The organism is Deinococcus sp. AB2017081, from assembly GCF_034440735.1.
GTDB classification, from domain to species: Bacteria; Deinococcota; Deinococci; order Deinococcales; family Deinococcaceae; genus Deinococcus; species Deinococcus rufus.
This window is the reverse complement of sequence record NZ_CP140098.1, coordinates 3,289,191-3,310,151: the sequence shown is the minus strand read 5'-3', so window position 1 is coordinate 3,310,151 and position 20,961 is coordinate 3,289,191. Positions and strand designations below refer to the sequence as shown.

Annotated in this window: 19 protein-coding genes and 1 pseudogene; 16 read left to right on the top strand and 4 right to left on the bottom strand. The window is 70.0% G+C overall.

Features of this window, described 5'->3' with window-relative positions; translation table 11 throughout:
* Window positions 1-165 precede the first annotated feature (165 nt).
* Together U2P90_RS16190 and U2P90_RS16185 are read left to right on the top strand one after the other, a co-directional pair.
* Window positions 166-2,355 carry an APC family permease gene (locus tag U2P90_RS16190; protein ID WP_322472928.1) on the top strand — a complete coding sequence of 730 codons (2,190 nt, stop codon included), beginning with the start codon at window positions 166-168 and terminating at the stop codon, window positions 2,353-2,355.
* Between the two features lie 64 nt (window positions 2,356-2,419).
* Window positions 2,420-3,646, top strand: a complete 1,227-nt coding sequence (locus U2P90_RS16185; RefSeq protein WP_322472927.1) for an MFS transporter — start codon at window positions 2,420-2,422, stop codon at window positions 3,644-3,646.
* A gap of 55 nt (window positions 3,647-3,701) precedes the next feature.
* Here U2P90_RS16185 and U2P90_RS16180 read toward each other — a convergent pair whose 3' ends face one another.
* The 3 genes from U2P90_RS16180 to U2P90_RS16170 form a co-directional block, all read right to left on the bottom strand.
* On the bottom strand, window positions 3,702-5,081 hold the full coding sequence (locus tag U2P90_RS16180; protein WP_322472926.1) for a S41 family peptidase: 1,380 nt from the start codon (window positions 5,079-5,081) through the stop codon (window positions 3,702-3,704).
* Window positions 5,082-5,181: 100 nt separating this feature from the next.
* Window positions 5,182-6,267, bottom strand: coding sequence for a M20/M25/M40 family metallo-hydrolase (locus U2P90_RS16175; protein ID WP_295818599.1), 1,086 nt, complete (start codon window positions 6,265-6,267; stop codon window positions 5,182-5,184).
* A gap of 131 nt (window positions 6,268-6,398) precedes the next feature.
* Entirely contained in the window at window positions 6,399-6,830 is a 432-nt protein-coding gene (locus U2P90_RS16170) for a hypothetical protein (RefSeq protein WP_322472925.1), read from the bottom strand.
* A gap of 206 nt (window positions 6,831-7,036) precedes the next feature.
* Here U2P90_RS16170 and U2P90_RS16165 point away from each other — a divergent pair.
* The 7 genes and pseudogenes from U2P90_RS16165 to purL form a co-directional block, all read left to right on the top strand.
* Window positions 7,037-8,452: pseudogene (locus U2P90_RS16165) on the top strand (DR2241 family protein); the annotation flags it as partial.
* Between the two features lie 318 nt (window positions 8,453-8,770).
* Complete coding sequence (gene purC / locus U2P90_RS16160) at window positions 8,771-9,529, top strand: phosphoribosylaminoimidazolesuccinocarboxamide synthase (RefSeq protein WP_322472924.1); 759 nt, start codon at window positions 8,771-8,773, stop codon at window positions 9,527-9,529.
* Between the two features lie 57 nt (window positions 9,530-9,586).
* Window positions 9,587-9,838 (top strand): phosphoribosylformylglycinamidine synthase subunit PurS, encoded by a 252-nt coding sequence (purS, locus tag U2P90_RS16155; protein WP_322472923.1) that lies wholly within the window; start codon window positions 9,587-9,589, stop codon window positions 9,836-9,838.
* The gene (locus U2P90_RS16150; protein WP_322472922.1) at window positions 9,835-10,206 is read left to right on the top strand and encodes a cupin domain-containing protein; all 372 of its coding nucleotides are present in this window, start codon (window positions 9,835-9,837) and stop codon (window positions 10,204-10,206) included. Before purS ends, U2P90_RS16150 begins: the two co-directional genes overlap by 4 nt.
* Window positions 10,203-10,874: a phosphoribosylformylglycinamidine synthase subunit PurQ gene (gene purQ, locus U2P90_RS16145; RefSeq protein ID WP_322472921.1), complete on the top strand. Its 672-nt coding sequence runs from the start codon at window positions 10,203-10,205 to the stop codon at window positions 10,872-10,874. The genes U2P90_RS16150 and purQ overlap by 4 nt, the downstream gene beginning before the upstream one ends.
* The gene (locus tag U2P90_RS16140; RefSeq protein ID WP_322472920.1) at window positions 10,871-11,347 is read left to right on the top strand and encodes a DinB family protein; all 477 of its coding nucleotides are present in this window, start codon (window positions 10,871-10,873) and stop codon (window positions 11,345-11,347) included. The genes purQ and U2P90_RS16140 overlap by 4 nt, the downstream gene beginning before the upstream one ends.
* A 55-nt stretch (window positions 11,348-11,402) precedes the next feature.
* The gene (purL, locus tag U2P90_RS16135) at window positions 11,403-13,643 is read left to right on the top strand and encodes a phosphoribosylformylglycinamidine synthase subunit PurL (RefSeq protein ID WP_322472919.1); all 2,241 of its coding nucleotides are present in this window, start codon (window positions 11,403-11,405) and stop codon (window positions 13,641-13,643) included.
* 103 nt (window positions 13,644-13,746) lie between these two features.
* Here the strand turns inward: purL and U2P90_RS16130 are convergent, their stop codons facing one another.
* A complete protein-coding gene (locus tag U2P90_RS16130; protein WP_322472918.1) occupies window positions 13,747-14,088 on the bottom strand; it encodes an endonuclease domain-containing protein in 342 nt (113 codons plus the stop codon).
* 88 nt (window positions 14,089-14,176) lie between these two features.
* Here U2P90_RS16130 and purF point away from each other — a divergent pair, with 88 nt between their 5' ends.
* The 7 genes from purF to U2P90_RS16095 all read left to right on the top strand — a co-directional run bounded on the left by purF (window position 14,177) and on the right by U2P90_RS16095 (window position 20,927).
* Window positions 14,177-15,595, top strand: coding sequence for an amidophosphoribosyltransferase (purF, locus tag U2P90_RS16125; RefSeq protein ID WP_322472917.1), 1,419 nt, complete (start codon window positions 14,177-14,179; stop codon window positions 15,593-15,595).
* 146 nt (window positions 15,596-15,741) lie between these two features.
* The gene (locus U2P90_RS16120) at window positions 15,742-16,284 is read left to right on the top strand and encodes a hypothetical protein (protein ID WP_322472916.1); all 543 of its coding nucleotides are present in this window, start codon (window positions 15,742-15,744) and stop codon (window positions 16,282-16,284) included.
* A 336-nt stretch (window positions 16,285-16,620) separates the two neighbouring features.
* Window positions 16,621-16,779: a YwbE family protein gene (locus U2P90_RS16115; protein ID WP_322472915.1), complete on the top strand. Its 159-nt coding sequence runs from the start codon at window positions 16,621-16,623 to the stop codon at window positions 16,777-16,779.
* 201 nt (window positions 16,780-16,980) lie between these two features.
* Window positions 16,981-17,448 carry a YbjN domain-containing protein gene (locus tag U2P90_RS16110; RefSeq protein ID WP_322472914.1) on the top strand — a complete coding sequence of 156 codons (468 nt, stop codon included), beginning with the start codon at window positions 16,981-16,983 and terminating at the stop codon, window positions 17,446-17,448.
* Between the two features lie 197 nt (window positions 17,449-17,645).
* Window positions 17,646-17,837, top strand: a complete 192-nt coding sequence (locus U2P90_RS16105; RefSeq protein ID WP_295822307.1) for a hypothetical protein — start codon at window positions 17,646-17,648, stop codon at window positions 17,835-17,837.
* A gap of 554 nt (window positions 17,838-18,391) precedes the next feature.
* Entirely contained in the window at window positions 18,392-19,948 is a 1,557-nt protein-coding gene (locus tag U2P90_RS16100; RefSeq protein ID WP_295822305.1) for an HD-GYP domain-containing protein, read from the top strand.
* A 196-nt stretch (window positions 19,949-20,144) separates the two neighbouring features.
* Window positions 20,145-20,927, top strand: a complete 783-nt coding sequence (locus U2P90_RS16095) for a hypothetical protein (RefSeq protein ID WP_322472913.1) — start codon at window positions 20,145-20,147, stop codon at window positions 20,925-20,927.
* Window positions 20,928-20,961 lie beyond the last annotated feature (34 nt).

Here is a 20,961-nt window from a genome sequence, read left to right as displayed (position 1 = left end):
CGGTGCCCCCTGACTGCGGATGGGCCTTGGAAGCGCTGTGCATGCTGGCGTCGCATCCACTCTGGTCGCTGCACTGAACGGGTTTCTGCTGTCCAGAACCAGCGGCCGCTCCCGCTCAGCACACGGCCCGGAGATCTCCCCGCAATCCCGCTCTACACTGCCGCAATGCCCTCAGCGCAACCGGCCCGCAGCCGTTTCATGTCCTGGTTTCTGGAATCGAACCAGCCCGAACCCGAGGGCTTCTATGAGCCGGAGCGCGTGGCCGAGCAGCAACACCACACCCAGCCGTGGTGGAAGGTGATGTGCCTGACCGGCGTGGACTACTTCTCCACGCTGGGCTACCAGCCGGGGATCGCGGCGCTGGCGGCGGGGGCGCTGTCGCCGGTGGCCACGCTGGTTCTGGTGCTCGTCACGCTCTTCGGGGCGCTGCCCATGTACCGCCGCGTGGCCCAGGAAAGCCCCCACGGCGACGGCAGCCTGTCCATGCTCGAGCGCCTGCTGAACTACTGGCCCAGCAAGGTGCTGGTGCTGGCCCTGATCGGATTCGTCGCCACGGGCTTCGTCATCACGATCACGCTCTCGGCCGCCGACGCCACGGCGCATCTGGTCGAGAATCCCCTGCTGCGCACGGCGCTGGAAGGACACGAGGTACCGATCACCCTGGGCCTGATCGCGCTGCTGGCGGCGGTGTTTCTCAAGGGCTTCAAGGAGGCGGTGGGCATCGCGGTGGGCATCGTGGTGCTGTACCTCACGCTCAGTCTCGTGGTGGTCGGCCACGGCGTGCTGGAGGTCGCCGCCAACCCCGCCCTGCTGAGCAACTGGTGGTCGGCGCTGGGCAGTGCATACGCCTCGCCGCTGGCGACCTTCGGTGCGGCCCTCCTGGTGTTCCCGGCGCTGGCGCTGGGGCTGTCAGGCTTCGAGACGGGCGTGGTCGTCATGCCGCTCGTGAAGGGCGATCCCGGCGACACGCCACAGCAACCCGCTGGCCGCATCCGCAATACCCGCACACTGCTCACCACCGCCGCGCTGATCATGAGCGTCATGCTGATCGGCTCGGCGCTGGTCACCACGCTGCTGATCCCCCGCCACGAGTTCTGGGGCGTGACCAGCGTGACCCGCACCCTGAACGGCGCCGATCTGCGGGCGGGCCGGGCCATGATCGACGTGCCGCTGGACAGCACCACCCGCCCGCGTGAGGTCTACTCGCTGACCGTGCCGGCCGAGCGCACCGGGACGTATACCGTCCAGGCCGACACCGTGGGCGGCCTGGTGCCGATCACGGTCAGTGTGCTGGGCAACACGGCCGACCGTACCGTGCCCGTCACGGTGACCACCCCGGCGGGCGCGGCGAACGGGCGGGCGCTGGCCTTCCTGGCGCACAGCCGTTTCGGCGAGACCTTCGGCACGCTCTACGACGTGGCGACCATCCTGATCCTGTGGTTCGCGGGGGCGTCGGCCATGGCCGGCCTGCTGAACATCGTGCCCAGATACCTGCCGCGCTACGGCATGGCCCCGGACTGGGCCCGCGCCACCCGGCCCCTGGTGATCCTCTTCACGCTGATCAGTGCGCTGGTCACGATCCTGTTCCAGGCGAGCGTGGACGCGCAGGCGGGGGCCTACGCGACCGGCGTGCTGGCCCTGATGACCTCGGCGGCCATCGCCGTGTTCCTGACCGAGCTCCGGCGCGGCCACCGTGGCCCGGCGGCGGCCTTCGCGGTGGTCAGCGCCATCTTCATCTACACCAGTGCCGTCACGGTGACTGAACGCCCGGAGGGTCTGTGGATCGCCCTGACCTTCATCCTGGGCATCCTGGTGATCAGCGTGGCCTCGCGGATCTCACGTTCGACCGAGCTGCGGGTACAGCGCGTCATCCTGGACGACACGGCGCGGCGCATGCTGGAGGACGTGGTGGCCCGTGGCCTCCCGGTGCGCTTCATCGCCAACCGGCTGAACGAGGGCGACGACGTCGAGTACCGCCAGAAGGCCCTGGACGTCCGTCTGGACAACCACCTGACCCCCGGCGAGGCCGCCCTGTTCCTGGAGGTCGCCATCGTGGATGCCAGCGACTTTACCTCCACGGTCAGCGTGACCGGCGTGCGCGTGGGATCGCACGCCATCCTGCGGGCCACCGGCAGCGCCGTGGCGAATACCCTGGCGGCCGTGCTGCTGCATGTCCGCGACGTGACCGGCGTGCCCCCGCACGTGTACTTCGAGTGGAGCGAGAAGGGGCCGGCCCAGAACGCCCTGCGCTTCCTGCTGGCCGGCGAGGGCGACGTGCCGCCGCTGACCCACGAGATCCTGCGGGTGGCCGAGCGTGACGCCGCGCGCCGCCCCATGGTGCACGTGGGCGGATAACGGTGTCCAGCCGAGCGGAGCGCAGAGTCCCTGCCTACAGGCGGGCCGCGCTACGCTCGGCGGCGTGACTGTGCCCGCCTCCGCCCTGCCCCTGCGCCCGGACGCCGCACAGCTGGGCCTGATCGCCGCGAACTTCCTGATGTGGGGCGGATTTTTTGCCGTGATCCCGCTGGTGACGGTGCATTTCAGCGGCAGCACGGCGCAGGGCGGGCTGGGCTGGCCCGCCGCGACGGTCGGCGTGGTGCTCGGCCTGCGCCAGCTCACGCAGCAGGGGCTGACCGTGTTCGGCGGCGCGTGGGCTGACCGGGTGGGGCCAAAACCGCTGATCCTGGCGGGTTGCGTGCTGCGCTGCGCGGGCTTCGCGTGGATGGGGTACGCCACCACGCCCGGCGTGCTGCTGGCCGCAGCCCTGCTGGCCGGAGTGGGCGGGGGGCTGTTCGATGCGCCGAAGAATGCGGCCATCACGGCGGTGACCCGACCCGAGCAGCGGCCGCAGATGTTCAGCCTGACCAGCATCGCCGGCAATCTGGGCATGGTGGGCGGCCCGCTGATCGGCGCGGCGCTGCTGGGCCTGGGCTTCCGGACGGCAGCCCTGTCGGCGGCCGGCGTGTACCTGCTCGCCGCCGTCGTCATGGGCGTGACCCTGCCGCACGCGCGTCCTGAGCGAACCCCCGGCCGCAGCCTGGCCGGGCTGGCGGTCGCGGCCCGCAACGTGCCGTTCCGGCGCTTCACGCTGGTTCTGATCGGCTATTTCATCCTGAGTACGCAGATCAACGTGGCGGTGACCCTCAAGGCCATTGCGCTGGCCGGGCCGCACGCCACCGGGCCGCTGTACGGCCTGTCGGCGGGGCTGGCCGTGCTGCTGCAGTACCCCCTGATTCGCCTCACGCAGCGTCACATCCCGCTGCGGGCTGCGCTGGTGGGGGCTGTCGCCCTGGTCGCCACCAGCCTGGGCCTCATGGCCCTGGCCCAGAGCTTTCCCGCCCTGCTGGCGTGCGTGGCGCTGTACTCGCTGGGCACCATGCTGGTCTTTCCCAGCCAGCAGACCCTGACCGCGCAGTTCGCGCCGCCCGCGCTGGTGGGCAGTTATTTCGGCTTCAGCGCCATCAGCCTGGGCGTGGGTGGCGCGCTGGGCAGCGTGCTGGGCGGCTCCCTGGTCGATCTGGGGGCCAGCGTGGGCCTGCCGGCGCTGCCGTGGCTCACGCTGGCGGCGATCGGAGCGGTCACGGCCCTGGGTCTGCGCTGGGCGCTGCGCGGCCTGCAGCACCCACACCCCGGTGCGGCTCCGTGAACAGGACGGACCGCCGGAACGCGCCCGGGTGCCCGTGTCCCCGGCCCACTCCGGATCAGGGCTGCTGGCTGTAGGGATCGCTGCTCAGGACGGGCGCGGTGCGCAGGGCCTGAAGGCCGGCGTCGAGCAGCTCGTCCCGCCCCAGGGTGAGATTGCGCAGCTGCGCCTCGCCCTGGGTGAACGTCTGGTTCGGCGTGACATTCTGCGGGTACGGCGTTCCGTCGGGTTTGGCGTAGTTCAGGATGGTCAGCTGCAGACCGCCCTGACCGGCCTCGAACACGCGGGTGGCGGTGTTGCCCACCCCGGCCGTGTTCTCCCCGATGATCGGGCCGCGCCCGGCGTACTGCACCTCGAAGGCGAAGAATTCACTGCACGACGCGCTGCCCCGGTCGACCAGCACGGCCAGCGGCCCCGTCCACAGACGCGGGCGGCGCACCCCGCCGCTGGGCATGCCGTCGTCCAGGCGGGTTCCGCGGCTGACCACGGTGCGGCTGTTGCCGCCCGCCGAGCGGGCCAGGCGGATCACCGTGGGCACGAAGGCGCTGACCGAGCTGTCGCACTCGCTCAGGCTGCCGCCCGGATCGCCGCGCAGATCCACGATCATGCCGGCCGCGCCGCGCGCCTGCGCCTCGCCGACCAGATCATGGACGCGCTGCGCGACGCCCCCCCCGGTCAGGAACGTCGGAATCCGCAGGACTGCCACCTCGGCCTGCGGGCTGGTGGGCGTGGGCGCGGGCACGTACTGCACCTGCGGCAGTTCCTGGGTGCTGCTCTCGGTCGAGGCCAGGGTCAGCGTGAGCGGCTGGCCCAGACGCGTCAGGCCCAGGGTGATCCCGGCCCCGGAGTCGCGGGCCGCCCGCAGCGCGGCGTAGGTATACGGCTTGCCGTCCAGCGTCAGCAGCAGGTCACCGCGCTTCAGGCCTGCCGTGTCGGCGGCGCTGCCGGGCACGACCTCGGTCACCACGCGGTTCTCACCGTCCAGTGTGGCCAGCCGGACGCCGAACTGCCGCCTAGTGCCGCCGGTCGCACGCGCCACGAAGTCCTTCAGGTCGTCCGGCGTCATGAAGAAGCTGTGCTCGTCGCCCAGGGCCGTCAGCTGGGCGGTGACCACCGGGTAGGCCCGGCTCTCGGGACAGTCCGGGCCGTCGGCGGCGCACACGGCGTCCAGCCGCGCCTGGTACTCGCGGGCCAGCGCTGCGCGGTCGACCGTGGACAGGCCGCCGTACTGCTGCTGGATCAGGGTGTTGACGCGTGTGAACAGCGCCTGCGCCGGCGACGACGCGCGGTCACCTGCCCCCTGGGCGTGCACGGCCGGAACGGCGGCCAGCGCCAGCAGTCCGCTGACGCCCACGAGCCGCAGACCGCGCCGGAGGAGCCCGGTGCGGGCGTTCAGGGAAGAACGGGCAGGAGCCACCGACGTCGGCTGGAGTGTCATACGTACTCCGTATTGTGCGCCGGCTTGGTGGGAACTGTGTGGGTCGGGATTGCTATTCAGGTCACGAAAAACCCGCCCCCAGCGGGGGATTCCGTGGGCCTCAGCGCACGGGGCGGCGCTGGTACAGATCCACCATGCGCCGCAGGAATTTCAGGCCCGAGCCCAGGCTGGCCACCTGCACCCACTCGTCGGTGCGGTGGGCGTTGCCGCCCCGGTACACCCCCACCGCCACGGCGCTCAGGCCGTGCGGCGCGGCCGCGTTGGCGTCGGTGCTGCTCGACGCGGTGCGCACCTCGACCCGGATGTCGCGGGCGGCCTCGCGGATGAGCGGCAGCAGCGGTTCGCTGTTCAGGTGCCCGCCGGGGCGGTCGCCGACGCGCTCGATGCGCACCGTCACGCCCGTGTCCCGGCCCGCCGCGTGCAGCGCCGCGACGGCCCGGCTGTCCAGGTCGGCCAGCACGTCGGCGTCCAGTGAGCGCAGGTCCAGCAGCAGCTGGGCGGTGCCGGCGATCGAGTTCACGCTGGTGCCGCCGCCCGCCACTCCCACGTTCAGGGTGGTGCGCGGCGACAGCGGTAGGTGCAGGGCGTAGAGCGCACTGATCGCGCGGCCCATGGCGTGCAGGGCGCTCGGCCCCTGGTCGCCCCACGAGTGTCCGCCCGGCCCGGTGAAGGTCGCGCGGTAGCGGCGCACTCCCACTCCGCGCGTGACGGCCACACCCAGGTACCCGTCCACCGCCACGAAGGCCCCCAGGTGGGCCCGGTGCTGTTCGATCAGCTGTTTGCTGCCGCGCAGGTCACCCAGGCCTTCCTCGCCGACGTTGGCGGCCACCCACAGCGGGCGGGTCAGGGCCGGGGCCGTGCCGCGCAGGTCACGCAGCAGCGCCGTGACGACCGCCAGGCTGGCACTGTTGTCGCCCACGCCCGGGCCGACCAGCCGACCGGCGTCCTCACGCACCGTTACGTCGGTGCCGGCATCGAAGACGGTGTCCAGGTGCGCGGCCAGCAGCAGCGCGGGCCGCCCCTCGGTGCCGGGCGGGGTGATCCGGGTCAGCACATTGCCCACGCTGTCGCGCTCGGTGGTGTAGCCCAGTTCCTCCCACAGGGACGCCATGAGATCCGCGCGGCGTTCCTCGTGGAACGTCGGGGCGGGCGTCTGCGCGATGCGCGTGAGGTAGGACAGAGGCATTGGGCGCAATTCTAGCGGCTCATGGGGGCAGGACGTCCCAGCCGCAGCTTCACCTTCTGAAGGCTACACGCAGCCAGAAGGCCACATGAAGTGGGGCCACCCCGGTACCCGGAGTGGCCCATCCGCGACGCTCAGCGACCGCGCTTGAGGACGCTGCTGCCGATCATGGCGGCCAGACCGACCAGTCCGGCCTTGACCATGGGGTTACTCAGCATCCCGCCGGACGCGAAGGCGGCCTCCAGCGGGCTCCTGCCGTCCTGGGCGGGAGCCTGCGCGGTCTGGGCGTAGGCGTTGGCGAGATCATCCGGATCCTGAGGATTGACACGCTGCACGGGGTTCGCCGGGCTCTGTACGATCGCGTCGCCCATCTGCTGGCGCTGATCCGGGCTCATGCCGCCGATGTAGTCGCGCAGGATCTGCTGACGCTCTTCGGGGGTGGCGTTCGCCATGTACTCCTGAATGTACGCGGCGGCTTCCTGCGGGCTGACCACGCCGTCCTGGTTGGTGTCGCGGGGGTCAAGGCGGGCCATCTTCTCGTGCCGGTCGTTCTGCTGGAAGAACATGTGAAACCTCCTGTGCGGGCAGGCGCCAGCCGGGAGCGAGTCCCCCGGTCACATGGCGCGGCACCGTCCACGATAAGCGGGGACACCTCCGGGACTCGTGAACCGGCACTTCACGCTCGCTTAGCTGGAGGCCGGCGCGGTTCACGCGGGCCCCGCATCCTGCAAGCGTCGGGACAGTTCCCCCGACCGGTGGGAGCTACAGTGCGCGGCATATGCGTTCCCTGATCCTGATCGGGCACGGTTCCCACCTGAACGGCGAATCGGCCACCGCCGTGTACCGCTATGCCGACCTGATCCGCGAGCGTGGCCTGTACGACGAGGTCATCGAGGGCTACTGGAAGGAGGAACCCTCGCTGCGGCAGGTGCTGCGCACCACGGCCAGCACCGACGTGACCGTCATTCCCATGTTCATCTCCGAGGGCTACTTCACCGAGGTCGTGATCCCGCGCGAACTGGGGCTGGGCCACCAGGGGCCGGTGCCGCCCGGCGGCGTGGCGCGCGTGATCGGCGGGCGCACCGTGCGCTACACCCTGCCCTACGGCGTGCACCCCAGCATGACGGACGTGATCCTCGCCCGCGCCCGCGAGGCCCTGCCGGACTTCGGCGCGCACGACGCCCTGATCGTGCTCGGGCACGGCACGACCCGCAACGAGAACTCCAACAAGGTCGTGTACCACAACGCCGAGCTCATCCGGCAGGCCGGGCACTTCGCGCAGGTCGAGGCCCTGTTCCTCGATGAGGATCCGAAGGTCGGCACGTGGCCTGACGTGATCACCGCGCCGCGCGTGGTCGTGGTGCCCTTCTTCGCCAGCGAGGGCTGGCACACGCTGGAGACCATCCCCGAGGACATGGGTCTGACCGGCGACGTGACGGTGTTCGGAGACCACGCGGGCGGCCCACAGACCGTGTACTACGCCAGGCCCGTGGGCACCCACCCGGCTGTGGCCGACGTGATCCTCCACCTGGCCGAGGAAGCCAGCGGATCGCTCGCGCAGGACGGCGACCTCGAGCGCGGGCACGAACACGCGTGGCTGGCGGTGCTGGAGCGCGCGCGCCGGGGGCTTCGGCTGGGTGAACTGCTGATCACCCCCGACAGCGGCGTGTACGAGATCCGCCACATGCTCGACGAGGGCCGCCCCGGCGGCGACCTGCGCACCCTGGTCACGCCCGAGGGGGTACGCGACACCGTCCGCCGCGATGATGGCGGCGACCACCGCCCGGTACACACGCTGCGGAACCTTCCGCGCGGGTGGCGGGCCGTGCTGAGCGAGGCCGACCTGCGCCGCGCCCTGCACTACGTCTACCCGGCGGTCGTGGAGGAGACGTACGCCCACACGTGCCACGCCCTGCGCGCCACCCCGTGGCCCACCACCGCCCGCCGTCAGACTGGCATCTACGCCAAGGTGCAGAAGGCCACGCCCGAGCAGGTGGAGCACGTGGCCGGCGAGGTCTGCAAGTCGTGCCTGCGCACCCGCCTGTGGGCCGGCGAGAAGCTCGCGCTCACCTTCTTCGACGGCGTGCCCGGCGGCATTCCCTGCGCCGAGGCGTGCACGGTGCTCGTCGCGGAGGTGCGTGAGGAGGTCAGCGGCAAGCGCGGACAGGCGGGCGGCCACAGCCACTGAGGCAGCGACCACGTCCGAGTCACCTGAACACCCCCGGTGCGTCCGCGCATGGGGGTGTTACCCTGACGTAAGGCAGCCCCGTGCGTGGGCTGCACTCCCATTTCTTCCACCCGCGTCCCGTGAGACGCCCCGCCCGGCCCCTGGCCCCTGGCGGTAAGTCCGTCCGAGAGACGGCGATGGAGCCCACATGACCAGCACCGCGACAGTCCAGCGTCGCCCCGGAACGGCTCGGGGGACGCTCCTTCTACATTCCCCGGGCGGCCACACACTTTGTAGATACACACTGCGCAGACTCACACTGTGCAGGACGGAGGGCGTATGACGGCGAGCACCCCACAGCGCGGCGAGATGCGGTACGAGGGCAAGGCCAAACGCGTCTACGCCACCCCCGAGCCCGGCGAGTACATCGTGGAGTACAAGGACGAGGCGACCGCCTTCAACGCCCAGAAACGCGGCGGCTGGCAGGGCAAGGGAGCCACCAACAACGCCATCACCGCGCACCTGTACCCGGTGCTGGAGGCCGCGGGCGTTCCCACCCACTTCGTGCGCAAGCTCAGCGACACCGAGCAGCTCGTGAAGGCCGTGACCATCGTGCCGGTGGAAGTCATCGTACGGAACGTCGCGGCGGGCAGCTTCAGCAAGCGCCTGGGCATCGAGGAAGGCACGCCGCTTGACCACCCCATCGTCGAGTACTGCTACAAGTCCGACGCCCTGGGCGATCCGCTGATCAACACCGACACCGCCCTGAGCCTGGGCTGGGCCACCGAGCCGCAGCTCCTGCGCATCCGCGAACTCGCCCTGAAGATCCGGGGGGTGCTGGTGCCGTACTTCCTCGCCCGTGGTGTGAAACTCATCGACTTCAAGCTGGAATTCGGCACCCTGCCCGACGGCACCGTGGTGCTCGCCGACGAGATCAGCCCCGACACCTGCCGCTTCTGGGATGCCGAGACGAACGAGAAGATGGACAAAGACCGCTTCAGGCGCGACCTGGGCGGCATCGAGGACGCGTACGCGGAGATGCTCAGGCGGGTGACTGCGCCCGCCGCAGAGGGCAGAGACCCGAGAGCCGAGAGCTAAGAATCTGTTGCCCTCTGCTGTCTGCCCTCAGCCCTCTGCCCCTCCGAAGGAGTAACCATGTCCACCTTCAAAGCCAAAGTGTTCGTGACCCTCAAGCCCAGCATCCTCGACCCGCAGGGGCGCACCGTGGAGCGGGCGCTGTCGCACCTCGACCACGCGAACGTGAACGGCGTGCGCGTCGGGAAATACATCGAACTGACCCTCAGCGGCAGCCGCGACGACGTGGAGGCGCAGCTGAAAGACATCACGGAGAACGTCCTGAGCAACCCCGTGATGGAGGACGCCCGCTGGGAGCTGAGCGAGGCATGACCGTCCCCGAGGTCATCCGCCTGCAGGAGAAGTTCGAGTCGTTCACCGGGCACTGGCAGCCGAAGGTGATCGGCGAGCTGAACGGCCAGCACGTCAAGATCGCGAAGATCAGCGGCGAGTTCGTGTGGCACGCGCACGAGCACGAGGACGAGCTGTTCCTCGTGACGAAGGGCACGCTGCTCATGCGCTTCCGGGACGGCGAGCGCCGGATCGGGGTGGGGGAGATCGTCATCGTGCCGCGCAGCGTGGAGCACCTGCCGGTGGCGGAAGGCGGGGAGGTCTGGATCATGATGTTCGAGCCCGTGGGCACCCTGAACACCGGAAACGTCGTGAACGAGCGCACCGTGGCGCAGCCGGAGCAGATATGAAGACGGCCGTCATCCAGTTCCCCGGCAGCAACTGCGACGGCGACGCCCTGCACGCCGCCCGCCTGCTCCTCGACGAGTCCGCGCAGTTCGTGTGGCACACCGAGCCCGGCCTGCCCGCCGGCACCGATCTGGTGTTCCTGCCCGGTGGCTTCAGTTACGGCGACCACCTCCGCAGCGGTGCGATCGCGGCCCGCAGCCCGATCATGCAGGCGGTCAAGGCGCACGCGGAGCGTGGCGGGTACGTGCTGGGCGTGTGTAACGGCTTCCAGGTGCTCACCGAGAGCGGCCTGCTGCCCGGCGCGCTCTCGCGCAACCGCGAACTGCACTTCATGTGCAAACCCGTGCACCTGCGCGTGGAGACCACGCAGACCGCGTTCACCGGGGCGTATGCCCAGGGGCAGGTCATCGAGATCCCCATCGCGCACGGCGAGGGCAACTACTACGCCGATCCCGAAACCATCGCCGCGCTGGAAGGGAACGGACAGGTCGTGTTCCGCTACGTGGACAACCCCAACGGCAGCCTGAACGACATCGCCGGCATCGTGAATCAGCGGGGGAACGTGCTGGGCATGATGCCCCACCCCGAGCGGGCCGTGGAGGCCCTGCTGGGCAGCGAGGACGGCCAGGGCGTGTTCCGCAGCCTCGCGGCCGTCACGGTCGGCGCATGACCGCCACCAGCGCACAGGCCTTCCTGGCCGACGCCTTCGAGATGGAACTCGGCATGTTCCGCTCCGGGCTGGACGCCGTGCCCGAAGGGGCTTTTGCCACGCCGCTGCTGGGGCACAGCCCCGCGTGGCACGCGCTGCACATCGCGGAGTGGCTGCGCTTCTTCGCGCTGCAGGACTTCAGCAGCACGTACGCCCACCTGGGCTGGGAGGACGCCCCGTGGATGCCTGAGCTGCGCGGCCCGCCCCCCGTGACTGGGCAGACCGGCAAGGCCACCGTGCTGGCTGAACTCGACCGCGTGGGCGCGCAGATCGTGGCGCACACCCGCGCCCTGACCGACGAGCAGCTGGGCGACCTGCTCCGCGCGCCCGCCGCGCCCACCGGCCAGCGGGAACGCCTGACCGGCCTGGGCATGCAGCTCCGGCATGTGGCGTACCACCGCGGGCAGCTCCAGATGGGCAAAAAGCACGGCTGAGCGCGCAGCGACACGGGCCGTTCATCTCACCACCAGACCAACCAGAGGCATTGCCATGACCCAGATTCCAGCCACCACTCCGTCCCTCCGCGACCGCGCGGGTACGTTCGGCCTGACCCTTGAGGAATTCGATCTCGCCGCCCAGAGCATCGGCCGGGAGCCGAACGCGCTGGAGGCCGCGATCATCGGCGCGATGTGGAGCGAGCACTGCGGGTACAAGAACTCCCGCCCGCTGTTCCGCCACTTCCCCACGACCGGCCCGCAGGTGTTGCAGGGCCCCGGCGAGAACGCCGGCGTGGTGGACATCGGTGACGGGTGGGGCGTGGCGTTCAAGATGGAGAGCCACAACCACCCGTCGGCCGTGGAGCCCGTGCAGGGCGCGGCGACGGGCGTGGGCGGCATCCTGCGCGACATCTTCGCCATGGGCGCGCGGCCCTTCGCGGTGCTGGACTCGCTGCGCTTCGGGAACCCCGACAGCCCCCGCACGCGCTTCCTGCTGAACGGCGTGGTCGAGGGCATCGCGCACTACGGCAACGCGATCGGCGTGCCCACGGTGGGCGGCGAGGTGACGTTCCATCCCAGCTACCAGGAGAACCCGCTGGTGAACGTGATGGCCCTGGGCCTGTTGCGCCACGAGGATCTCGCCAAAGGGACGATGGGCGAGGTCGGAAACACCATCGTATACGTCGGTTCCAAGACCGGCCGCGACGGACTGGGCGGCGCGGTGTTCGCCTCCGCCGACCTGTCCAATGCCTCGCAGGCCGACCGGCCCGCCGTACAGGTGGGCGACCCGTTCATGGAGAAACTGCTGCTGGAGGCCACGCTGGAGGCCATCCAGGCGGGCGTCGTGGCGGGCGTGCAGGATATGGGCGCGGCCGGACTGGTGTCCAGCACGTGCGAGATGGCGTACCGCGCGGAACTCGGCATCACGATGGATCTCGACCTCGTGCCCACCCGCGAGGACGGCATGGTGCCCATGGAACTGTGCCTGAGCGAGTCGCAGGAGCGCATGATCCTCGTGCCGGTGCCCGGCCGCGAGCAGGAGCTGCTGGATCTGCTCGCCAAGTGGGAGCTGGATGTGGTGACCATCGGGCAGGTGGAATCGCACACCAACTACCGCCTGACGTGGCGGGGCGAGGTCGTCTGCGACCTGCCGGTCGCCCTGCTGAACGAGGCCCCCAAGTACACCCGCGAGGGCATCGAATCCGACGAGATCAGGGCCAAGCGCGAGCGCGACCTGAGCGGCGTGCCCGTGCCCGGTGACCTGGGCGCGGTGCTGACCGACCTGCTGTCGCACCCCACCATTGCCAGCAAGCGCGCCATCTACGAGCGTTTCGACCACCAGGTCATGACGAACACGGTGGTCGTGCCCGGCGCGGCCGACGCTGCCGTCATGCGCGTGAAGGGCAGCGGCATGGGCGTGGCCGCCACCAGCGACTGCAACCCGCGCTTCGTGTACCTCGACCCGTACACGGGGGCCGCCGCCGCTGTGGCCGAGGCTGCCCGCAACCTCGCGTGCGTGGGCGCGACCCCGCTGGCGATCACCGACAACCTGAATTTTGGCAACCCCCACCGGCCCGAGGTCTACTACCAGTTGGAACGCGCCGTACACGGCATCGCGGACGCCTGCCGCGCCCTGAACACCCCGGTCACGGGCGGCAACGTCAGCCTCTACAACCAGTACACCGAGGGCGACGAGCGCGTGGCGATCCATCCCACCCCCACGATCGGCATGGTCGGCGTGCTGCCCGACGTGACGAAACGCGCCACCATGAACCTGAAGGGGGAGGGCCACACCCTTTACCTGATCGGCGAGCACGCCACGGACATCGGCGCGAGTCAGTACCTGGAGACGGTGCACGGTCTGGAAGCCGGACACGTCCCGCCCCTCGACCTGACCCGCGAGCAGGCCGTCATCAACGCCACGCTGCACCTGATCCGCGCCGGTCTGGTGGGTACCGCCCACGACTGCGCCGAGGGTGGCCTGGCCGTCGCCCTGGCCGAAATGGCGATCGCCGGGAACACCGGCGTGAATGTCAGCATTGACGCCCCCGCTGGCACCCGCGCCGACGCCCTGCTGTATGGCGAGGCGCACGGCCGCATCGTGATCGCCACCGCCGACCCCGCGGGCACCGAGGCCGCCCTGACGGAACGCGGCGTGCCCTTCGCCCGCCTGGGCGTCAGCGGCGGCACCAGCGTCACGATTGCCCTGCCCGCCCAGCACGTACACTTGAGCGTGAACCTCCAGACCCTGACCGACGCCTTCACGACTCCGCTCGCGGGGATTCTGGGATGACGTTAGAGACCCCTCACCCCCAGCCCCTCTCCCCGTGGGAGAGGGGAGCATGACATGCCCCTTCGTTCTCCCTCTCCCGTGGGGAGAGGGCCGGGGTGAGGGGTCAGTCCGCCAGCGCAATTTGAATGACTTGCACGACACCGTCCAGGTTGGTCATCACCTCGTTGTTCCAGAAGCGCACGACCCGGAATCCAGCCGCGTTCAGGTAGCGGGTACGTTCGGCGTCGTAGGCGAGACCGTCATCCGTGCCGTGCTGAGACCCGTCCAGTTCAATCACCAGACCGCACTCGGTACACGCGAAATCCGTGATGTAAGGGCCGACGGGATACTGCCGGCGGAACTTCACGCCGAGTCCGTGGTTCCGCAACACGCGCCACAACACGGCCTCCGCCGCCGTCTGATCGCGTCGCAGCCGCCGCGCCTTCTCCGTTCTGCCCGCCCCCACACATCGAATCCTAAACTGCCCACCAGTCTCCCCTCTCCCCAGGGGAGAGGGGCCGGGGGTGAGGGGTCATTCACCTCTGGAGCTGCCCATGATCTTTGATCTCACCTCTGATAAGCCGCAGGACGAGTGCGGGGTGTTCGGCATGTACTCGCCGGAACCCAACGATCTTGCGTGGTTCACGTACCTGGGCATGTTCGCGTTGCAGCACCGGGGGCAGGAGGCGGCGGGCATGTGCGTGTCCGACGGTGAGAAGTTCCATGTGGAGAAGGATCTGGGGCTGGTCACGCAGGTGTTCGACGAGCGGCGGCTGGACAGCGTGCGGCTGGCGAATGCGCGGGTGAGTATCGGGCACGTGCGGTACAGCACGACGGGCAGCAACCTGCGCTTCAACGCGCAGCCGCTGACCACGCGCACCAACAAGGGCATCCTGGGCCTCGCGCACAACGGGAACTTCGTGAATGCGCGCGAGGTGCGCAAAAGCATGCTGATGGAGGGCGCGCTGTTCCAGACCACGAACGACTCCGAGGTCATGCTGAACCTGATCGCGCGGGAGGCCGACCTCGACCTGATCGAGGCGACGGCCGCCGCCATGAAGGAACTCAAGGGCGGGTACGCGTGCGTGCTGATGAGCCGCACGCAGCTGCTGGGCTTCCGCGACCCGAACGGCGTGCGGCCCCTGGTGATCGGGCAGCGCGACGACGGCGCGTACGTGATCGCGTCCGAGCCGTGCGCCCTGTTCACGGTCGGCGCAAAGCTGCTGCGCGACGTGCAGCCGGGCGAACTCGTGTGGGTGGATCGCACCGGCCTGCACTCGCTGATGGTCGAGCCGAAGAAACCCACGCCCTGCGCGTTCGAGTGGATCTACTTCGCCCGCAGCGACAGCCGCCTGGACGGCGTGGACGCCCACGAGAGCCGCATCCGCATGGGCCACCAGCTCGCCCGCGAGCACCCCGTGGACGCCGACATCGTCGTGCCCGTCCCGGACAGCGGCATCGGCGCGGCCATCGGGTACGCCCGTGAGAGCGGCATTCCCTTCGACTACGGCCTGTACAAGAACCCGTACGCGGGCCGCACCTTTATTGCGCCCACGCAGGAAGCGCGGGAGCTGAAGGTCAAGATGAAACTCTCGCCCACCAGCGCTGTGGCGGGCAAACGCGTGATCCTCGTGGACGACTCCATCGTGCGGGGCACCACCAGCCGCCAGATCGTGAACCTGCTGCGCGAGGCCGGCGCGCTGGAAGTGCACTTCCGCGTGAGCAGCCCCCCCATCAAGCACCCGTGCTTCTACGGCATCGACACGGCCGCCCGCAAGGAACTGGTCGCCAGCACGCACAGCACCGAGGAGATCCGCGCGCTGATCGGCGCGGACACGCTGAGTTTCATCAGCGAGCAGGGCATCCGCGAGGCGGTGGGCGGCCCCGGCCTGTGCCTCGCGTGCTTTAACGGCGAGTACCCAGCCGGAACGCCGCTGTTAAATGATGTGGATAAGCTGGCGCTGGAGGTTTGAGGCGTAGGAGCAACGGCTGACCACGCGAGCCGCCCTGCTGGTGTGGGGCGGTTCGTCGTGAAGGGCCGGAGCAGATGGGGAACCGGTACGCGAGGACATCCGCCGTGCCCACAGACACGACCGCCCCGCTCCGTCACACTGCCCGCATGAAACTCCCGGCCTGCACGCTGGCCGCGCTGCTCGCCCCGGCGGCGCTGGCCCACCAGCCCCAGTACAACTCCGGCTCCGGCACGCGCGCCGCCGCGTACGTGATCGCGCAGCCCCGCGTGTCGAAGGTCATCACGGCGCAGGGCCGGGCAGGCACGCAGGACTGGTACGCCCTGACCACCCCCGCCGCGTTTCCGCTGGACGCCACCGTCTTCGTCGGGGCCCGCTGCGACCGCGCGTACCAGCCGCAGCTGTGGCTGGTCGGCCCCGGCCTGGGCAGCCCCGTGCCGCGCCCCACGTTCCTCCCGGACGGTCTGGGCGCAGTCCGCGTGACCGGCCCGTTCACGCCGTACAGCGGGCACGGCGTCACCGCCCGCAAGGGGCCGACGCTGGCGCGCACGCTGGGGGCCGGGACACACTATCTAGTCGTCGATCACGGCGCGTCGGGCGGGTGGTACTTCGTCTCGCTGGGTGGCAGTGAGGAGAGGGGAGGAACGGCAGAGGGGAGAACTGCGCTGGGGAGGTTCGGGGCGTGTGGGTAGGTAATCAAGCCCCCGCCATGTGACGAGGGCTGTTCCTATTGGTGGAGGAGACGGGACTCGAACCCGCATGAATGGCGCTGGAGCTTTCAGGAAACGCGCTTCCCTTGCTGCTTTGTCCCACCCCTTGCGGGGCCGCTATAGGTGCTTCCGCAACCCGCTCCGACCTTTCGGCCTGCGCCCAAGGCTTCCGCCTTTCCGGCTGATATCCAATCGTTTTTTCCGGTGCCCTGCCTATTGAGACCACTCCCCCAGGACAAGGGTACGGTAGCGGGCTGGGCGGCGGTGTGGCATGTGGGGAATGGCTTACAAGGCCATTGTCAGCGTTACCCTCTCCCCATGCCTCCCACCCGTTCCCAGATCCAGCCCGGCGTGACCGTGGACATCGTGCAGAAGCAGGATCAGCCGACCGGCACCCTCACACGCGGTGTCGTGGCGGCGCTGCTCACGCGGTCGCCGTCGCATCCGCATGGGATCAAGGTGCAAACCCTTCGGTGAGGCAAAGCCGAACCCGAGCGGAGCGAGAAGAAGAGAGGAGCGGCCTGCGGAGGTGGAAGAACATCCCGGCGCTTCAGCAGGGATGTTCTGTAAGCGGAGCAGATCGCGACAGCTGACCTCGGGGCAGGTGGGGCGGGTGCAGGCGGTGGTGGGGCTGGCAGGGGAGTAGGCGGGAGTCAGGCGGCGGGCGTACCGTGGGGCATGACCCGCCTGTTCGCGTCGGCTCTGACCCTGTCGCTCCTCTCGTCCGGCGTGGCCGCCACCGGCGAGGTGCTGGACGGGAAACCCGAGACGATCGTGCAGGTGCTGAAGCAGGCGGGGTACGCGACGACCTACAGGCCGGGCGATCTCAAGGACGGGCCGACGATCACGCTGAAGGTGAATGGCGAGGACGTCTATCTGTACCTGTACGGCTGCAAGCCCGAGGGCTGCACGCGCCTGACCGCCAGCAACGGCTACGAGACCGACGTCACCAGCGCCGCCGTGCTCTCGTACATCGGGAACTGGAATTACGACAACTACACGCAGGCCTACATTGACCCCGAGGACAAGGCCGCCTACCTCGATTCCTCGTACCTGCTGACCGGTGGCTATACGCGGGCGAATCTGGTGGCGTGGCTCAGGGAATACCTGGACGACCTCCCGGATTTCGAGACTGACCTGCCCTGAACGATCTGGCCGAGTAGGTATGAGGACAGGATCAGACCGGCCATTGTGGCTGTGGAGGCGTTCTAGCGCAAGCAGCCACCATCGGTGAAGGCGCAGCTCACAGGGTACCGGAGCGTACCGTTGCGCGCCGGGGGCCGGAGTGTCATGGAGGCAGACGTGCCCGTCCCACTGTGGGCGCGGCGCGGAAAGGAGTCACCATGAAGATTCACAACGTGCTGTACCTGCTCGGCGTCGGTTCAATCATCCTCAGTGCCAGCCAGTACTTCCAGAGCGATTCCAGTGACAAGGAACGCGACGGCCTGTTCGTGGGCCACTGGGCTCCCACCTTCTTCATCCTGGGCAAGATCATGGAGGACAAGGAGACCGCCAAACGCGGCCTGCTGGAGTGATCCGGCACGGTGACGGGGGCGTGGGCCGCGTGGCCTGCGCCCCGTCATCGTGGTGCCAGCTGAAGGTTCACACCCTGCCGTGCCCGCCGGTGGATCGGCTCGGCTGAGTTCTGGACAGGGCCAGTAGCGGGGAGTACGCAACCGCGACGGCCGGCGCCATGAACCGCACGTCTGGCACCCGGCAGAGCAGCACGGAATCTCCCGCAGGTGGGCCGATGCACCGACGACCCCAGGGCACCGCGAACACGGATGCTGCCCTGGGACACTGCGCGCGCGAGGAGCGGTGCCGCCGTGCCCCGCCACGGAGCGTGACGGGCCATCGCCGCGCCACGGAGGCGCAGGGGCGGCCGTGCTGAGAGGCCCCGTCGACAGATCCAGGCCTGCCCCCGATGGGGGGGCTCCCGGCGGCGACCGGGTGTGCCCCCGGCAGCTGGTGGCCCTGCCTGACGTCTGTTTTCGGTGTTCTGGCCGGCGGGTGGCGCAGCGGCATCGTCAGAGGCATGTCAGAAGGCGTTCACTAGCGTGCCGGCATGCCGTTGAGACCGAATTCGTCCATGCGGGCCGATCTGACGCTGGCCCCTGTCCGGGACGTGGCCGTCCAGCGGGCACGGTGGCCCCTGGTCGCCGGGATCGGTGGCCCGGCGCTGTTGCTGGCATTGCTGCTCGCCGTGCCCGTGCTCAATGCCCGGCTGGAACTGCTGAGCGTTCACATGCTGCTGGTGCTGGCGGCTGCGGCCTTCACCGCGGTCGTGACCGTCTGGATGGGGCTGGTGGGGGTACGCCAGCGCAACGCCGAGGTCATCTTGCTGTCGCTGGCCTTCGGATCACTGGGTCTGGTCTATGGCGTCCATGGTCTGGCCACGCCCGAGGTCGGTGTCATGGGGCATGTCGGCCACAGCGGCATGGACATGACCGGAGCGGCCGCCACCTCTGCGCTGGACGCCGAATACGGCACGGCGACCCTGCCGGCGGCGGCGCAGCTGGGGGCCATGCTCGCGGCGGCGTGGCTGCTGCTGTCCAGCGTGCCGGCCACGAACAGCGTGGTGCGGGCGGTGCTGACACTCCGGGGCTGGCTGCCGGGCGTGTGGGTGGCGGCGCTGATCGGTCTGGGCACCATGATCTTCATGCCAGAGGTGGCCGGCGTGCTGGCACCCACCGGCGTTCCGGAGCGGCTCGTCATTCTGGCTGTGACCGTCGGTCTGGGGCTGTGGGCCGCCGCCCGGTACTGGAGGTCGTGGCGCTACACGCGCTTTCCCCTGCAGCTGTCGGTGGTCTACGCCGGAGGCTGGCTGGCGCTCGCGCAGCTGGTGATCGTGCTGAATCTCGCGTGGACGCTGTCGTGGTGGGTCTACCACGTCCTGCTGGTGGGCGTGAGCGCCGCGCTGCTGACCGGGCTGATCGCCCAGTACCGTGACCGCGACGTTCCCGTGGGCGCGGCCGTGCGGGGCCTGTGGAACAACGACCCCGACGAGGTGCTGGCTGCCGGGATCAGCGCTCCGGTGCGGGCCCTGATCGCCCAGGTCGAGGCGCACGATCCCTACACCGCCGGACACGCCCACCGGGTCACGCTGTATGCCCTGGACCTCGCCCGCGCCCTGGGCTGCTCCCCCGAGGCGCTGCGGGTCATCACGCAGGGCGGCATCCTGCACGATCTGGGCAAGCTGGATGTGCCCACCGGCGTCCTGAACCACCCTGGCCGACTGAGCGGCGCGGACTGGACCCTGGTGCGCCAGCACCCCTCCGCCGGCGTCGAACGGGCCCAGCACCTGGGGTTGCTGCCCGAGGAACTGGGCGTGGTGCGCTGGCACCACGAACGCTGGGACGGTGCCGGCTACCCGGATGGCCTGTACGGGGATCAGATTCCCCTGCTGGCCCGCATCCTGGCCGTGGCAGACGTCTATGATGCCCTGACCAGCGAACGCGCCTACCGCCAGCCGTGGCCGGCGACCCGAGCCAACGCCTACCTGCAGGACGAGGCGGGCCGGGCCTTCGATCCGCGTGTCGTGGCCGCGTGGCTTGCTCTGCACCGCACCGAGCCGGGCCTGGGAACGACTCCGGTGCTGGGGGAGTCCCGCCCGCCCCTCGGCGCCTCGGCTGCCTTCGGACACTGAGGCGCGGGCCACAGCACCGCCGCTGGCCGCCCGCCGACCTGCGTCTGCCCACACGCGTTCGGGCAGAACGTGAGCCGTGCCCGTGCTGTCCGCCGCATGACGCGGCAGGATAGACGCGCCGAGTGCCGGAGCAGGCACCACGGTGACCGGCCAGGACGGTGGTGCCTGGGCACACACGGTCAGCGGGAGGGGCAGCATGAGGGTTCGGGAAGTGGTTACAGCGACGGTCGCCTACGGTCTGGTGGCGCTGCTCAGTGCACTGGTGGTCAGTGGCGGTGACCTCGGCAGCCTGGTACAGGTGCTGTCGCCGGCCGCCGCACCGGAGCGTTCAGAGGTGGCCGCGCGCCCCACCGCCGTCGCGGGCGTCCGTGTCCCGGCGGTACCGGATGGATCGCGTCTCGCCACTCCGTCGGCCGCGTCTGGAACCCAGGAGCGGCCGGCCGCTCCCCTGGGCCTGCCGCCGACCATTCCGGCGATCCCCGGTGCGGACGCGCAGCGGCCGGACGCCGTCGGGTCAGCGGCGAGCCGCGCCGGAACGGCTCCCAGCGCCCCGGCCAGCACCCGCCCCACCGAGGCGTCCACCCGCCGGGCGCCGGCCGCTTCCGAGACCGGTTCCCCCGAGCTGGACGCCCGCCTGACCCTGGCCCGCTGGCTGACGCAGCAGTGGTACGACGGCACGCTGGAGCCCGTGTGGGCGTCGTTCTCCCCCACGGTCAGGGCCCAGTGGGGGTCGTATCGCCAGTTCCAGTCCTTCCGGACCGGCGGCCAGCGGGCCTACGGTGCCGAGACGGCGGTGCTCCGGGAGGCCCTGACGCCCAGCGGCGAGCTGACGTACTACACGCGCACCGCGTCCTTCGAGCGCGGGCCGAGGGACGGCTGGACCCTGATCATCGGGCTCGACGGCAGCGGGCAGGTGCGGGAATTCGGAGTGGTCGGTGCCGCCCTGCTGCCGGCCCGGATGCGGAACCTCATGCCGTGATGGATCCCGCGCCGCGCGCTGTCGGTCGGCTCAT